The sequence below is a fragment of the Pseudanabaena sp. SR411 genome (assembly GCF_002251945.1).
Taxonomy (GTDB): domain Bacteria; phylum Cyanobacteriota; class Cyanobacteriia; order Pseudanabaenales; family Pseudanabaenaceae; genus Pseudanabaena.
Genome location: NZ_NDHW01000056.1, coordinates 43731 through 62076, shown reverse-complemented (window position 1 = coordinate 62076; position 18346 = coordinate 43731). Strand labels below are relative to the sequence as shown.

Genomic DNA, 18346 nt, shown 5'->3' with positions numbered 1-18346 from the left:
GCTTGAAAACAATCTCTGAAATCTTAAAGACAAATTTGATGAACAACTTAAATACAGATCTAGATCAGAAGGTTTCCACTCACTTTGATTCAGTCGCAGAGGGATATGCTAATGCTTATAATGATGGGTCTTTCTTTTCCTATTTTTTTAATCGACGCTTGGAAATAGTTCTTGAATCATTGAATAAATATGATCAAGCAACAATCTTAGATGTTGGTTGTGGTCCTGGAATGATGGCTAAATATTCCATAGAAAAAGGATTTGAATTTTATGGAATTGATATTTCCGAAAAGATGATCGAAGAATGTATCAATAATTTTGGGCATGTAAATTCTACACACTTTTCTGTTGGCAAGCTTCAAAAACTTGAATTTCCTGATGCTTTTTTTGATGTAGTGCTTTGTATGGGAGCTTTAGAATATGTTCCTAGAGATGAGATCGAAGATTCCCTTTCAGAGATGATCAGAGTTCTCAAGCCAAATGGTCAAGTCATTATGTCATTGATGAACAAAAACAGCTTTTTTGCCTGGCATAGAAGATTAAGGGCAAAGCTTGTAAAGAAGATTAAGGGTCGTGATATTCAAGCTGAAAGCTATGATGATCTGAGCAGACCATTTGATGAAAAATCTATTAGGGCTTTGTTGAACTCAAAGCTATTAAAAAACATTGACACGGCTCGTTTTGGGCTAAACATCTATCCCTACTTTTTGGAATGGAGAATTCCTCACCAACTGAAAATAAAACTAAGCAAAGTTTTAGACAATATTATCAGAGGACGATTTAAATGGCCATATATGGCGTTTATTGTAAAGGCAAGAAAGACTGCATCAAATTAGCCTGTAATAGATCTTGATATATTCTGGAATGTGACGATTCGGTTATATGATTCAGTTATATTTTTTACAGATTATCTATATTATTTATTAGGATTTACCAATAATGACACCCCCACCTGAACCTCAATTCACAATCACTGCTGTTGACTTTAATCCTTTTGCCGATGGAGAACTACTATTAACAGCACCTGCAACTGAGTCTCAGAAAGAAATTTGGGCTTCCGTACAAATGGGCAGTGATGCTAACTGTGCCTATAATGAATCCCAAAAACTATGGTTAAGAGGGACTCTAAATGTTGACGCTTTACGATCAGCTTTACAGGAACTTGTTCTGCGTCATGAAGCCTTAAGAACAACCTTTAGCCCAGATGGAGTTAACCTTTGTATTGTTGCGTCACTCAATCTAGAAATTCCCGAAATTGATCTGTCTGGATCAGATGTGACTGAACGAGAGCATACATTAGCAAAAATATTAAAGCAGGCTGTAGAGGAACCATTTGACCTTGAGCATGGACCATTAATTCGATTACAACTGATTAAGACTCAAGCTGAAGAACATCTATTGTTGCTGACGGCTCATCATATTATTTGTGATGGTTGGTCTTGGGCTGTATTGATGACCGACCTTGGTAAATTGTATACGGCTATAAAAAATGGAGAAACACCTGAACTAGATGAGCCAGAATGCTTTAGTGAATATGCGATCGCCCAACAAGAAGCCAAGGGTAGCGAAGAAGAAATTGAGACTGAAGCATATTGGTTAAATCAGTTTTCTGATTCTATTCCTGTTTTAGACTTTCCGACTGATCGCCCTCGTCCACCAGTTCGCACCTTTAATGCTGCTCGCGAAGATTGGGATTTAGATCCTGCTCTAGTTAGCAATTTAAAGCAATTGGGAAACAAGCTAGGATGCAGTTTTACAACTACTTTGTTGACCAGTTTTGAGGTGTTTCTGCATCGGTTAACTGGAAGCAATGAAATTATGGTGGGGATTCCTGCGGCTGGACAGGCTGCGACAGGCAATTATCAGCTAGTCAGTCATTGTGTCAATTTGTTGCCTTTAAAGAGTTGGGTGGATGGAACACAGGCATTCAGTGACTACTTACAGATACGCCGACCAATCATTTTGGATGCTTACGATCACCAATTATTTACCTTCGGTAGTTTGATAGAAAAATTAGCAATTCCTCGCGATACCAGCCGTATTCCACTTGTCCCGATTACATTCAACCTTGATCAAGGGCTGGATAACGATCGCCTATTGTTTGAGGATCTCAAAGTGGAGTTCTCTACTAACCCTCGTAGTTATGAGAACTTTGAAATATTCATTAATGCCACAGAGTTGCGGGGCAAGGTTACTTTAGAATGCCAATACAACATCAACTTGTTTGATGCAGCAACGATTCGTCGTCGCTTGGCGGAATTTGAGACGCTATTGATTGGGATTGTGGCTGCTCCTGATACAACCATTGACCGCTTACCGCTCCTACCAGAAACTGAGCTACAGCTACTAACATCATGGAATCAAGCTCCCATAGATTATCCTCGCAATTCTTCAATTCAAGAGGTATTTGAGGCACAAGTACTTGCGACCCCAGATGCGATCGCTTTGATTTTTGAGAATGAACAGCTCAGCTATCAAGAGTTAAATGGTCGGGCGAACCACTTGGCTCATTACTTAAGAGGTTTGGGTATTGGCGCTGATAGTTTAGTTGGCATTTATATTGAGCGATCGCTAGAAACGATTATTGGCATTCTTGGTATTTTGAAGGCTGGGGGTGCATATGTACCACTCGATCCCTCCTATCCTCCAGAACGATTAGCATTTATGGTGGCAGATACTCAGGTGTCTGTTCTGCTTACACAGCAAAAATTGGTGGAGCAGCTTCCGCCTAGTAATGCCCAAGTTGTTTGCCTAGATACAGATTGGCAAGCGATCGCGCTACAAAGTCAAGAAAATCCCACTTGTAATGTTACTCCAGACAATCTTGCCTATGTGATCTACACCTCTGGATCAACTGGTATTCCCAAGGGCGTAAGTGTTGTCCATCGAGGAGTAGTCAGACTGGTCAAGAATGCTAATTATGCTGATTTTAGTCCTGACCAAATCTTTCTCCAATTAGCTCCTCTTGCCTTTGATGCCTCCACCTTTGAAGTTTGGGGTGCGCTACTGAATGGTGCGCGGTTAGTTCTATTCCCATCTGACAAACCTTCACTTGCCGAATTAGGTCAGGTGATCGAACGCTATCAAGTCACAATTATCTGGCTTACCGCTGGTTTATTCCATTTGATGGTGGATGAGCAACTTGAATCGTTACGTCCGTTAAAGCAATTATTAGCTGGCGGAGATGTGCTTTCTGTAAATCATGTCCAGCGTTTTCGAGAAGCTTTACCTAACTGTCAGTTGATTAACGGTTATGGACCCACCGAAAGCACCACTTTTACCTGCTGCTATACCATTGAGGATGCAAAAAACTTAGGTAATTCTGTGCCAATTGGTCGTCCCATTAACAACACACAGGTTTATATATTAAATTCCCAATTGCAACCAATGCCCATTGGCGCGATCGGCGAAATATATATTGGTGGAGATGGTTTAGCATCGGGTTACTTTAATCGACCTGAGTTAACAACTGAGAGATTTGTGCCCAATCCATTTAGTGATCAATCAGGGGCAAAGCTCTACAAAACTGGTGACTTAGCTCGGTATTTCCCCGATGGTAATATCGAATTTCTGGGCCGGATTGATAATCAAGTAAAAATTCGCGGATTTCGGATTGAACTTGGTGAAGTGGAAGCAGTCCTCAGTCAATATCCAACTATTCAAAAGTCAGTTGTCATTCTGCGAGAAGATAAACCTGCGGATAAGCGGATAGTAGCTTATTTTGTGCCAATACCAGAGCAAGAGGTTTCGGTAACTGAGTTGCGTAACTTTTTCAAACAAAAGCTACCTGACTACATGGTTCCTAATGCTTTTGTGGCTATGGATTCCTTGCCATTGTCCCCTAATGGCAAGATTGCTCGGAAGGAACTGCCAGCACCTGATGGTACAAACCTTAATCTTCAGCAAAATTATGTTCCTCCCCGAAATCCTACGGAACAACAGATTGCTGATGTCTGGGCGCAAGTACTGAACTTAGAGAAAGTTGGTATCCACGACAATTTCTTTGAGCTAGGTGGACATTCCCTATTAGCAACTCAAATCATTGCAAGGCTGCGGAAAAGCTTTGCCGTTGAGCTGTCTTTGCGTACTTTCTTTGAAGTTCCTACCATTGGCGATTTGGGAGAGCGGGTTACAACATTAATTTGGGCGAAACAGAGTGCGGAAGCAGCTCAAAGCAATCTATCGGATCTTTATGAAGAGGGCGAGCTATGAAGACACTTGACACTTTGTTGTTTGATTTGAGTCAAAAAGATGTTCATCTTTGGTTGGACGGCGATCGCTTACGCTATCGAGCGGCTAAAGATGCTGTCACGCCCGAACTTTTAGCTGAGATTAAAAATCGCAAGGCGGAAATTGTTCAGTTCCTGCGTCAAGCCACAGGAACCAATAGCTCTCAACTTCCTCCCATTGTCAAGATCGATCGCAATGGCAATTTGCCCTTGTCCTTTGGTCAGCAACGTCTTTGGTATTTACACCAATTTGAACCTGATAGCTCTTCTAACAACGTCCCTGTCGTGGTTAGGTTCAATGGAATTCTCAATATTCCAATGTTAGAGAAAAGTCTCCAAGCTGTAGCTCTTCGCCATGAAGTATTAAGAACTCGCTTTCCGCCAGTAGGTGATCAACCAACGCAAGTGATTGAACCTAATGTCTATCTTACTCTGCCCGTAGTTGATCTGCGACATCTCCCACTGGAAGAGCGTGATACAGAGGCACTACGACTAGCCACTGAAGAGGCTCGTCGTCCCTTCAATCTAGCACAGGGACCTATATTGCGGGTGCTCCTCCTACAGTTGAGTGATGATGAATATCTGCTAGTTTGGAATATGCACTGCATTATTTGTGATGGTGCTTCCTCCGATGTTTTTTATCAAGATCTCACGGTAATCTATGCTGCTTTTATTGAGGGCAAGCCTTCACCTTTAAAGGAGCTATCAATTCAATATGTTGATTTTGCCCATTGGCAACGCCAATGGCTGCAAGGAGAAGTTCTCGAATCCCAGATTAACTACTGGAAGCAAAAACTAGAAGGTTCTCTATCTACAATTAAGTTACCTACCGATCATCCTCGTCCACCGATAGTGCAAACCTATCAAGGCGATCGCCGTGCGCGCATGTTGCCTAAGTCTCTCAATGAAAGCCTCAACAACTTAAGTCAAAAGTTGGGAGGGACGCTATTCATGACTCTGATCGCCGCCTTTGAGACACTGCTACATCGGTATTCACAACAAAATGATATTTTGATTAGCTTTGCCAGCGCAGGTCGAGGTGAAGTTGAAACTGAAGGCGTAGTTGGATTTTTCTCTAATACTTTAATTCAACGTATTAATTTTGATGGCAATCCGACTTTTAGAGAACTCTTTAACCGAGTCCGTGAAGCATCACTGGAAGCGAATGCACATCAGGATCTACCCTTTGAGAAACTTGTAGAAGAACTACCTCCAGGACTAAGCCACAGCCGATCTCCTTTGTTTCAGGTTAAATTTGCGCTCAACCCACCTTGGTCGAATGGTCGTGGCATGGCTTCTGTAAAGCTTCCTGACCTGACGATCACTTCCCTATTTGGTTATATTTATCATGGCAAAACTAAGTACGACTTGATCTTAGTCATGCGGGAGCAAGATGAAGGGCTAGGGATGGTATTTGATTACAATGCTGACCTATTTGAAGCTAGTACAATTTCTCGAATGCTCGTCCATCTTGAGAAACTTCTGGAAGGGATTGTCGCTAATCCTGATCAGAAAATTTCTGATCTACCACTTTTAACAAATCTAGAACTAGAAAAGATCTTGTATGAGTGGAATAAAACCCAAACCCCAATTCCAGAACTTTGCATTCATCAATTATTTGAAACTCAAGTAGAGAAATCTCCTGATGCGATCGCTGTTATTGGTAAAGATGAGAAACTAACTTATCGCGAACTCAATAGCCGAGCCAATCAAATGGCTCAATATTTGCAATCTCAGGGCATTGGTATAGAGACCTTAGTTGCCATCTGTGTAGAGCGATCAGTAGATATGCTGATTGCCATGCTTGGCACACTCAAAGCTGGTGGAACCTATATTCCTCTCAATCCAGAATATCCCCATGAGCGCCGAGCATCTAAATTACATAATGCTCAGGTTTCTTTGATTTTAACTCAGTCTGATCTGCTAGGTTCCTTCTTAGATTATGGGTTTAGGGCAGTTTCTCTAGATACCGAATGGGAAGCGATCGCTCAGCATAGTAACGACAATCCCTTGATTGCGATGACACCCGATAACTTGGCATATGTCATTTACACATCTGGCTCAACAGGAGAACCCAAGGGCGTTACTATCTCTCATCGTAGTATGGTTAACCATTGTCTAGCAGTTGGCAAAGTATATGAGTTAAATGCTCAAGATCGAGTTTTACAGTTTTCCAATATCAGTTTTGATGTTGCTATTGAAGAAATTTTCCCCACCTTGTTGAATGGAGCCACTGTCGTTTTAGCTCAGTCTGAAGTTTATAACTCTATTACTAAGTTTATTGATAGTCTTAGCCAACAAGCAATTACAGTAATCAACATACCAACAGCTTTTTGGAATGAGATGGTTAGTAGCATGTCTATTCTAGATCATTTACTTCCTGAGAGCCTCCGTCTTGTAATTGTGGGAGGAGAGAAAGTTTCCAAATCTACCTACCAAAAGTGGCGATCACTTGTGGGGGATTATCCTAGATGGCTTAATGGTTACGGACCTACTGAAGCAACTGTCACAGCTACAATTTATGATCCCTGTAGTTCTGAGAATAATCTTCCCGCTGACTGTGAAATTCCTATCGGTCGAGCGATCACCAATCTTCAGACCTATGTTTTAGATCATAATTTACAAGCTTGTCCTATTGGCGTGAATGGAGAACTGTACATTGGCGGAGTTGGGCTTAGCCGTGGTTACTTAAATCGTCCAGACATTACTGCCAAAAGATTTATCCCCAACCCTTTTTCTAAGAATCCCAAAGATCGTCTCTATAAAACAGGTGATACTGCTCGCTATTTACCCGATGGTAATATTGGATTTATTGGTCGATCTGATTTTCAAATTAAAATTCGTGGGTTTCGAGTTGAACCTATCGAAGTTGAAACGCAATTGGAGCAGTATCCTGCCGTGAATAATTCTATTGTTCTATGCCAAGATGCACCCAATGGATACAAGATTTTAGTTGCCTATCTCAGTTCTAAACCTGATCAGGTGATTGATATTGAAGATTTAAGGGGCTTTCTCCAGCGCAAGCTACCATCTTATATGATACCTACAAGTTTTGTAGTTCTAGATGCCTTACCTCTAACAGCAAATGGCAAGGTAGATCGTCGAGCCTTACTTAATTTAGATATAGATAAGCTAGGAGATATAGAAGTAATTTCGCCTCGTGACGAGCTAGAGCAACAACTAGCAACTATATGGCAAAAGCTTTTAGGCATTAACGAAATAAGTGTGAATGCCAACTTTTTTGAGCTAGGAGGTAACTCACTTCTATCAGTCCGATTAGTTACAGAAATAGAAAGAGTCTTTAACTACCATTTCCCGCTTTCATCATTCTTTGAGATGGGAACGATCGCCGAAATTGCGAAGTGGATGCGCGAAAAGCCTTCTGAAACAATATTACCTGAGGACGTTCCTAAGGGACTTAGTATTGAAGACTATCGGGCTTTTCTATCTCTATGTGGTGGTCGGATTGGCAAGCACATCGGTAAACGAGGCTTAATCGTAGAAGTTACACCAACTGAGATGAAATCATCGAAGCCGTTTGTTTGGATTGGTTACACTGATTTTAGTAAGAATTTAGGATTGCATCAGCCTGTATATACGATGCCTGGTGGTAGTTGGACACCTTTGCATTCCACAGAAAACTATATTGAAGCGATCGCCTCAGTAATAGTTGATGAGCTACTGTCAGTTCCTCAAGATGAGCCTTACTTGATTGGCGGGAATTGCTATGAAGGTATTGTCGCAATGGAAGTAGCTCATCAATTACAGAAGAAGGGTAAAAAGGTTGCTTTCCTAGCGATAATTGATAAGCCAGGACCATCTAAAACCTATTATAAATTGCGTCAACTCGATCTTAAAATTTGTATGCTTAAATTCCATCTCATGCAGTTCTTACCGCTATCCCTGATTGACAAAGGTAAGTACATTGTTGAGAGGTTATTTTCCTTCAATGCAAAGGAAAGTATCAGTAAATCTGAGAGTGAGCGAGATTTCAGTCAATCTCTGATTGAGCAATCTCCCAAAAAGCTTAATAAACCTTTGAATGAATACGATCGCATATTACCTCAGGCATGGGACTCTATCGACCAAGTATCCAGAAATCATATTTCTAAAAGCTATTCTGGAATAGTTGTACTAACTGCACCTACAAAGAGTGGACTGAAATCGAGAACCAAAGATGTACTTTGGACGGATCTATCGTGGCTTTTTCCCTATTATGGGTGGGAAAAGTTACTAACAGGAAAAGTTGAATTGCATAAACTTGACTGCGCTCACGCTGATGTAGGGATGAAACAAAATGCTGAGCAGATCGGTCAGATTATTTGGAAAGCCTCTGAGGAGTTTCGTTGATAAATGTAACTTAGATATTCTTCTACTCAAGGATGTCATATATATGGCATCCTTGAGATTTTTTATTGTTTCCTACTTAATAACTTTAAGATATTTAAATAATATGTGACCAAAATGTTTTATAATTGTCATATGCATGATATCTTAAAAAAAGTTTTTGTCTATTATCTCGTATTTTCTAGTATTAAAAAGATATAGACTAAAAAATATTGTCTCTATCTGAAAATCTTTTGTGTATTGACCTTCCAAAATACGCTCTTAGTAGTTGTACATAAATGTTGAGAAAAGACCTAAAGTTATGATTAACACAATGTTTGACTATAAAAGCTCTGAATTGTCAATGATACCTCCCCTCAAAAATCAAGGTATTCAGCAATTATTTGAGGAGAAAGTTGAACAACATCCCGATGCGATCGCCTTGGTTTTTCAGGATCAACAAATCTCTTATAAGGAATTAAATAATCGCGCCAATCAACTAGCAAATTACTTAAAATCCTGTGGTGTTAAACCTGAGATATTAGTCGGTATTTGCCTAGAACGCTCCATAGAAATGGTTGTAGGATTATTAAGTATTCTTAAGGCAGGGGGGGCATATGTTCCACTAGATCCCACCTATCCTAAAGAGCGACTAGCTTTAATTTTAGAAGATACCCAACTATCATTTCTGTTAACACAGAGAAAGTTGAGTGATGTACTTTTTCAGTTTGAAAACTCTATAATTTGTCTTGATACAGATGCAGATTCTATTAAAAGACATAGCTGTGAAAACCCAACCAATGAGTTAAGCCCTGACAATCTCGCCTATATAATTTATACTTCTGGCTCAACTGGAAAACCAAAAGGGGTACAGATTACTCACGATAATATTTGGCAGTATCTCAGATCAATCAACAAGGTAATTCAAGTTCAGTCAAATGATATTTATCTTCACACAGCTTCTTTTTCTTTTTCTTCTTCGGTTAGGCAATTAATATTACCGTTATCTCGAGGAAGTAAAATTATTCTTGCCAGCTATGAACAAATTAGAAATCCTCTTAATCTGTTAACAATAATTCATCATCAAGGAGTAACGATTTTTGATACGGTACAGTCGGTATGGCGTTATGCACTTCAAGCTTTAGAAAGTCTAGAACAAGATTTTGTTAGAGAACTCCTACAGTCTAACTTGCGACTACTTATTTTTTCTGGCGGTTTATTACCATGCCAATTGCTTAAAAAAATCAGGAATCAATTAGCAAGTCAGACACGCATTGTTAATGTTTATGGTCAAACCGAAACTATCGGAGTATGTGCTTATCCTATCTCAGAGCAATTTGATCAAGAAGAAGGATACGTTCCCGTAGGATATCCGTTTGAACATATTCAAACATATGTTCTAGATGCTAATCTTCAGCCAGTTATCCAGAATGAGAAAGGTGAATTATATGTGGAATTTGCTGGTTTAGAGCGTGGATATTTAAATCGTACCGAGCTAAATTCTGAACAATTTATCAGTAATCCTTTTAATCAGGAATCTAGTACAAAGCTCTATAAGACAGGCGATGTTGCTCGATATCTATCCAATGGGGCTTTAGAAGTGTTGGGTCGCCTTGACCATCAAGTCAAAATTCGCGAAATGAGAATTGAGTTAGGCGAAATTGAACTGACTTTAGAGCAACATCCTAATATTAGACAAACCGTAGCCGTAACTGTAGATGATTTGGACAATGAAAAATATATAGTTGCTTATATAGTTCCTAAACTAATTTCAGATGATCTTAATCAAACTATATTTATAAGAGAAGTAAAAATATTCCTGAAAGAGAAGTTGCCTGAATACATGCAACCTTCCTCATTTGTGATACTTACCTCGCTACCTTTGACTCCTAATGGGAAGGTGGATCGACAGGCTTTACCTGCACCAGACATCACAAATATGCAGTTAGAGACTGAATTTGAGCCACCCAGTAATCCGACAGAAGAGACTTTAGCAAATATTTGGGCTAAGGTACTAAATATAAGCCGAGTTGGTATTAATGATAATTTCTTTGATTTGGGTGGACATTCCCTGTTAGTAACTCAAGTAATTTCAAGGTGTCGTCAAGCATTCTTAGTCGAAATACCTTTACTGATCTTTTTTGAGCAACCAACGATCGCTGAACTTGCTCTAATAATTGCTGAACTGAAGCTCCAAGAGACTGATTTATCGGTATCTCAAGCAATAACGCCAAGAAATAAATCCACTAACATAAAATTATCGTTTGCTCAGCAACGCCTGTGGATTTTGGATCAACTAGATCCAAATAGCGCTTTGTACAATATCCAAGATGCAGTCCAATTAATCGGCGAACTTCACGTAGATGTGTTACAACAAGCTCTTGATGCGATCGCTAAACGTCATGAAATCATTCGTACTAGTTATATTGCCGAAAATGGGAACCCTATACAAGTCATCAATGCTCCTAAATCAATAGAGTTAACCACAATTGATTTGCTAAGCTATGCAGAAACAGAACGAGAAGTTCAGATCCAAAAAATATTACAACAAGAAAGTCAACGACCTTTCAATCTAGCTTCAGACACAATGTTAAGGGGCTGTTTACTTCAACTAGCGCCACAAAAAAATATCCTGTTGCTAGTCATTCATCATATTGCCGCAGATGCTTGGTCAATGGGAATTCTTTGGGAAGAACTGACTCAACTATACCAAGCATTCTTAGAGGGTCAAGACAATCCCTTCCCTGAACTACCTATTCAATATGCTGATTTTACAGTTTGGCAGAGAGCATGGTTGTCAGGAGTAGTATTAGATCAGCAACTTCAATATTGGAAACGGCAGCTAGCAAACCTAAATCCAGTCTTAGAATTACCAACGGATTTTTCACGTCCCTTAGTTCAAAGCTATCGTGGCAAAAGTCAGTCAGTCCCACTTCCTGAAAAGCTTAGTTCTTCACTGCAAGAGCTTGGTCACCGTGAAGGTGTGACGTTGTATATGCTTTTACTCGCAGCATTTCAGACTTTATTGTATCGGTATACGGGGCAAGAAGATATTCTAGTAGGTTCGCCAATTGCTGGGCGCAATCGTACTGAAATAGAAAAATTAATAGGGTTTTTTGTAAATACCGTAGTATTACGGACTGACCTATCTGGCGATCCAAGTTTTCGGCAATTGTTGGCAAAAGTACGCTCTACAACTCTAGAAGCTTATTCTTATCAAGATTTACCCTTTGACAAACTGGTGGAAGAGATTCAGCCTGAACGCTCTTTAGCCTACAATCCCATATTTCAAGTTATGTTTTCGGTTGAGAAATCTCCTATATCGCAAAGAGAATTTGCTGGCTTAACTGCAAGATCCTTACCGATAGAAAGCAAAACTGTAAAGTTTGATTTGGATATAACTGTTATGGAGGACAGCGTAAATGAACTGGTCGTTGTATGGAACTACAATACGGATTTATTCAATCCTTCTACGATTGAGCGCATGGCTGGACATTTCCAAACTTTACTGGAAGGGATAGTTGCTAATCCTGAACAGTCTATTTCCCAGTTACCTTTGCTGACAAAATCAGAACAAGAACAGTTATTATTGGGATGGAATCATCGTCCGAGAGAATATACTCAAGAATGGGTTCAGCATTTATTTGAAGAGCAGACCGATCGCACACCAGAAGCAGTTGCGATATTGTTTGGACAACAACACCTTACCTATCGAGAACTAAATAGCAAAGCTAATCAGTTAGCCCATTATTTGCGATCGCGGGGTGTAGCAGCCGATCAATTTGTGGGCATTTCCGTAGAACGTTCCCTAGATATGATTGTGGCAATCTTGGGTGTTCTTAAAGCTGGAGCAGCCTATATTCCCCTTGATCCTGCCTATCCCAGCGATCGCTTGTCTTACATGATTAACGATGCGGATATCTCGGTGATATTAACTCAAGATTTGTGGCGATCGCAATTGACCGACCATCAAGCGGAGTTTATCTGTCTAGATTCAGACTGGGAAAAAATTGCTGCGTGTAGTCAAGAAAATCCCATCAAAACCAATACAGGGGAAAATCTAGCCTACGTGATCTATACCTCTGGATCCACAGGCAAGCCCAAGGGTGTAATGATTAGTCATCAGGCTTTGAGCATATTTACGCAAACGATTATTTCCGAATATCAAATTACCGCAGATGATCGCTTACTCCAGTTTGCTTCGATCAATTTTGATGTAGCAGTTGAAGAAATATATCCCTCTTTATGTACAGGGGCGACATTAGTAATACGTAACGATGAGATGCTATCTGACTTACAAACATTTTTTCAAGCCTGTGAAGATTGGCAGCTAACTGTAATTAATCTACCAACAGCCTACTGGCATGATTTAGTTGCCGAGATGACAGTGAAAGATATCCCTTTACCAGAATCTTTAAGACTAGTTCTTATTGGTGGTGAAAAAGTGCTACCTGAACCAGTCCGATCTTGGCAGAAATATGTTGTCAAATCTGGGAAGAGCGATCATTTGCAACTAATTAATGCCTACGGGCCGACGGAAACAACTGTTAGTGCCACATTGTATCGAGTCCCAAACACGATTGATATCAATGGGGAAGTGCCAATAGGTCGTCCCCTTGCTCACCTGCAAACCTATATTCTCGATCCACATTTACAACCAGTCCCCATCGGAGTATCAGGGGAACTTTATATAGGTGGGGATAGCTTGGCAAAAGGCTATCTCAATCGGCTAGAACTCACGAATGAGAAATTCATCCCCAATCCTTTTAGCCTAGAAGCAGGAAGCCGTCTTTATAAAACTGGTGACTTAGCTCGTTATTTACCAGACGGAAATATTGAATATCTTGGGCGCATTGATAATCAAGTCAAAATTCGTGGCTTCCGTATTGAGTTAGGAGAGATAGAAACTGTTCTTTCTCAACACCCCAATATTCGAGCAACGGTTGTCACAGCCAGAGAAGATAGCCCCAGCGACAAAAGACTTGTCGCCTATGTTGTTGCTGAGCAAGTGCAACCTCAAATCACTGATCTGAGAGGCTTTCTGCAAGAGCTTCTACCCAATTACATGATACCGACTGCATTTGTCTTCTTAGAAGCAATGCCGATCACTCCTAATGGCAAAATTGATTATCGAAACTTGCCTGCACCAGATACATCTAACCTACAATTAGACACTGAATTTGTTCCACCCAGTAATGCGATGGAAGAAAGCTTGGCTAATATCTGGGCTGAGGTACTAGGTATAAATCGAGTTGGTATTAATGACAACTTTTTTGACTTAGGTGGACATTCCCTGTTGGCGATTCAAGTAATTTCAAGATGTCGTCAATCATTTTCAGTCGAAATACCTTTGCAGATTTTGTTTGAGCAACCGACGATCGCTAAGTTAGGCGATCGCATCAAAACATTACTTTGGCTTACTGAAAGTCAACAAACTAACACCGATTCTATAACAAATCAAATGGATGAAATGGAGGAATTTGAACTGTGAACACCTTAGAATTTTTATCGGAATTGCGTCATTTAGGTATCCAAATCTCTACAGATGGCGACAAACTTCGATGCAATGCTCCTAAAGATGTATTAACATCCCAACTGCGATCGGAATTAGCTGAACGCAAAGCAGAAATTATTGCCTTATTACAGAATAATAATTCACCAGAAAAATCAACTCCTTTGAGAATACAATCTGCTTTACGAAATCAACCCTTGCCACTGTCCTTTGCTCAGCAAAGGTTATGGTTTTTAGACCAACTAGAATCAAATAGCTCTTTCTATAACTTACCAGAGGCGATGCGTTTTCAGGGTGAACTCAAGATAGATATCCTACAGCAAGCCCTTGATGAAATAGTTGTCCATCATGAAATATTACGCACAAACTATATTGTTAAGAACGGCAACCCAATTCAAAGTATTGCTGAACCTCGTCCAGTAAAGCTAAAAATTATTGATCTACAACAATATGAAGTAGTAGAACAGGAAATTCAAATCCAAAAAGTTCTACAGCAAGAAAGCCAGTCCCCCTTTAACCTTGCATCAGATCTAATGATAAGGGGATGCTTACTAAAACTATCCTCTTCTGAGCAGATCTTACTTCTAGTCCAACACCACATTGCCTCTGACGGGTGGTCAATGGGTATCCTGTGGGAGCAATTGACTCAATTGTATTTAGCATTCTTGGAAGGTAAACCAAACCCTTTACCAAAATTGCCGATTCAATATGTCGATTATGCAGTTTGGCAGAGAGAGTGGCTATCAAGCGAAGTAATAGAACGACAACTGAATTACTGGAAGAAACAACTAGCAAATGCAAACCCACTACTAGAGTTACCCACAGATCACCCTCGCCCATCAGTACAAACCTATCGTGGGGCTAGGCAGACTCACAAACTATCACCCAGTTTGAGTGCCGCAATCAATCAGCTTTGCCGTCAGGAAGGAGTGACCCTATACATGATTTTGCTGGCTGCATTCCAAGTCTTAATGCATCGCTACAGCCGACAAGAAGATATTATGGTTGGCTCTGCGATTGCGGGAAGAAATCAAATTGAAGTAGAAGAATTAATAGGTTTTTTTGTGAATACTTTAATATTACGCAACGACCTATCAGGGAATCCTAGCTTTAAAGAATTGCTATCAAAAGTACGCTCAACAACACTAGATGCTTATGCTCATCAAGATTTACCATTTGAAAAACTAGTAGAAGAACTAAACCCTGAGAGATCATTGAGTTACAGCCCTCTGTTTCAAGTCATGTTTGTACTCCAAAACACTCCTACTCAAACGGAAAAATTACTAGGCTTAGATACAAAGTTAGTCAGAATAGAAACATCAACAGCAAAATTTGATTTGGATCTTTCAGTAGAGGAGAAAGGGGACGGACTGATCGCATCTTGGACTTATAACATAGATCTATTTGATGCTGCCACCATTGAAAGGATGCATGAACATTTTCAGATTCTATTAGAAGGTATTGTCGCCAATCCTAACCAGCCAATTGATCGTTTACCTATGCTAACAGAAAAGGAACGACAGCATCTATTGATTGAATGGAACAACACTTCTACGGATTACCCTCAAAACAAATGTATTCATCAATTAGTTGAAGAACAGGTAGAACTTACACCTGATGCGATCGCTGTCATTTTTCAAGAACGGCAACTCACCTATCGAGAACTTAATAACCGCGCAAATCAGCTTGCACATTACTTGCAGAAACTAGGCGTAAGAAACGATGCGCTAGTTGGTATTTGCGTAGAGCGTTCCTTGGAAATGGTTGTGGGCTTGCTAGGCATTCTTAAAGCTGGTTGTGCTTATGTTCCACTCGATCCAACTTATCCCCAAGAAAGACTACATTTTATGCTTCAAGACACTCAAGTGTCAGTGTTATTGACCAATCAGAGTTTAGTCACTGAATTGCCAGAATACGATGCTCAGTTGGTGCTTTTAGATGCAGATTGGGATAAAATTGAGCAAGAAAAACAGGAAAATCTTATTCCTGAGGTGAGTCCAGAAAGCCTAGGTTATGTGATCTATACATCAGGTTCTACTGGTAAACCTAAAGGAGTACCAATGACACAGATTGCACTCTGTAATCTTATCTTGTGGCAACTTCGTAATACAACCATTTTTGCTCAAGCAAAAACTCTGCAATTTTCCCCTATCAGCTTTGATGTTTCTTTCCAAGAGATCTTCTCTACTTGGTGCGCTGGCGGAACATTAGTTTTGATTGGTGAAGAAATGCGGCGTGATGCTAGAGCTTTACTAAGCTTACTTAAAGAACAAGCTGTGGAAAGATTGTTTCTTCCCTTTGTTGCTTTACAGCAATTAGCAGAAGTAGCTCAAGTCTCTGGTTTGGTTCCTGATCACCTACAAGATATCATTACTGCGGGCGAACAATTACAAATTACTCCAGCAATTACTTATCTATTTACTAATCTTCCTAATGCTAGGTTACATAATCATTATGGTCCATCGGAAAGCCATGTTGTGACTGCTTTCACCTTAAATGGGTCAGTAGAAACTTGGTCACCTTTACCGCCCATTGGTCGAGCGATCGCCAACACTCATATTTTCATTCTTGACTCCCATCTCCAACCAGTTCCAATTGGCATTCCAGGTGAACTTTACATTGGTGGCGTATGTTTAGCTAGAGGCTATCTCAACCGTCCTGAATTGACAGCCGAAAAATTTATCCCTAACCCTTTCAGTCACGAGAAAGTACCGTATTTGTACAAAACGGGAGACTTGGTGCGATATTTAAGGGGAGGGAATATAGAATACCTTGGGCGCATTGATAACCAAGTAAAAATACGAGGTTTTCGCATTGAACTAGGAGAAGTTGAATCAACTCTTTGTCAACACCCTAGTGTCCAGACAGCAGTAGTAATACCACGAGAAGATATACCTGGTAATAAGCGTCTTGTTGCTTATATTGTTCCTAAACTAGAACAGAAACCGACAATCACTGAACTTCGTAACTTCCTAAAGTTAAAATTAGCAAGTTATATGATACCGTCATCATTTATTATGATGGAGGTTCTACCTCTAACTCCTAGCGGCAAATTAGACCGTCGGGCTTTACCTGCGCCAGACCTATCAAGTTTCCAATTAGATGCCGAATTTGTTCCACCGAATAACCCTACGGAAGCGCTATTAGCCAAGATATGGACTGACATACTGGGATTAGAACGAGTAGGTGTCAATGATAATTTCTTTGCTTTAGGTGGACATTCTTTACTATCTGTACGCCTAGTATCAGAAATAGAGAAAGCTTTTAATTTCCAGATTCCTCTATCTTCATTGTTTAAAATCAGCACCATAGCCGAAATTGCTGAATTGATCTGTGACAAGAAGCCACCTGAGACAATCGATGAACAGGAGATGTCTTTAGGACTAAGTCTTGATGACTACAGAGCTTTACTATCTCATAGTGCAGGTAAAGTTGGCTTGCGCTTGGGTAAGCGTGGATTAATTATTAGTATTTTGCCAGACTCTCAAACTACGTCTCAACCTTTTATATGGATTGGAGAAGTTAGAACTGGCAAAAAACTAAATCTTAAGCGACCTTTGTATGTAATGCCAGGAGCTAGTCTTTCAACCTCCATGAATTCTTATAATGACTATATTTCAGTAATCGCCTCTTTATTAGTGGATGAATTACTTAGCGTGTCATCTTGTGAATCTTATGCCTTAGGAGGCTGGTGTTATAACGGCTTAGTAGCTTTAGAAATGGCTCAAAGGTTACGCAAACTTGGCAAAAAAGTAGACTTAGTAACGTTAATTGACTCTGACTCTTTAGGTGTATCAAAAATTTATAGATTTGCCCATAAGATTAATTTCTACCTAGGAACCATAAGATTCCATCTATTTAAACTCTCAAAACTATCTCTTACAGATAAGTGGGAGTACATCATGTCCAGACTTAAGCCTTCAGAGAATAATTTTAATGATCATAATTTAAAAAACAATGCTGATGATACAAAATTTGAATTTGATCAAGAAGCTTTTAATGTACTTTCAAAAGCCGTTGTGGACTACAGACCTAAAGCTTATCGCGGAAAAGTTTTGCTGGTGATAGGCACTGAACAGATTGTATATGGAGAAAAAGATGTGAAGTATTGCGATCTTTCTTGGTTATTTCCTTATTGCGGTTGGGGTAACATACTGTGTGGTGAAGTACATGTTTCTAACATTAAGTGTGATCATCTGGAACTAATGGAAGATCCTTACTGTGAGCAAGTGGGTGTAGCTATTCAGAAAGCAGAAAGTCTACTTTGAGCAAACAAGAA

Annotated in this window: 5 protein-coding genes; all 5 read left to right on the top strand. The window is 39.9% G+C overall.

The features are described from left to right. Positions 1-38 precede the first annotated feature (38 nt). Entirely contained in the window at positions 39-836 is a 798-nt protein-coding gene (locus tag B9G53_RS03825) for a class I SAM-dependent methyltransferase (protein WP_094529334.1), read from the top strand. Positions 837-939: 103 nt separating this feature from the next. After that, a complete protein-coding gene (locus B9G53_RS03820; protein WP_094529331.1) occupies positions 940-4212 on the top strand; it encodes a non-ribosomal peptide synthetase in 3273 nt (1090 codons plus the stop codon). Then, the gene (locus B9G53_RS03815; RefSeq protein ID WP_094529329.1) at positions 4209-8579 is read left to right on the top strand and encodes a non-ribosomal peptide synthetase; all 4371 of its coding nucleotides are present in this window, start codon (positions 4209-4211) and stop codon (positions 8577-8579) included. The genes B9G53_RS03820 and B9G53_RS03815 overlap by 4 nt, the downstream gene beginning before the upstream one ends. 298 nt (positions 8580-8877) lie before the next feature. Further along, positions 8878-14046 carry a non-ribosomal peptide synthetase gene (locus B9G53_RS03810; protein ID WP_094529326.1) on the top strand — a complete coding sequence of 1723 codons (5169 nt, stop codon included), beginning with the start codon at positions 8878-8880 and terminating at the stop codon, positions 14044-14046. Next, entirely contained in the window at positions 14043-18335 is a 4293-nt protein-coding gene (locus tag B9G53_RS03805) for a non-ribosomal peptide synthetase (RefSeq protein WP_094529323.1), read from the top strand. Before B9G53_RS03810 ends, B9G53_RS03805 begins: the two co-directional genes overlap by 4 nt. Positions 18336-18346 lie beyond the last annotated feature (11 nt).

What these genes read in the sequence shown, in the direction of transcription:
- B9G53_RS03815 (WP_094529329.1), top strand. Translation starts at nt 4,209, where the DNA reads ATGAAGACACTTGACACTTTGTTGTTTGATTTGAGTCAAAAAGATGTT.
- B9G53_RS03825 (WP_094529334.1), top strand. Translation starts at nt 39, where the DNA reads ATGAACAACTTAAATACAGATCTAGATCAGAAGGTTTCCACTCACTTT.
- B9G53_RS03810 (WP_094529326.1), top strand. Translation starts at nt 8,878, where the DNA reads ATGATTAACACAATGTTTGACTATAAAAGCTCTGAATTGTCAATGATA.
- B9G53_RS03820 (WP_094529331.1), top strand. Translation starts at nt 940, where the DNA reads ATGACACCCCCACCTGAACCTCAATTCACAATCACTGCTGTTGACTTT.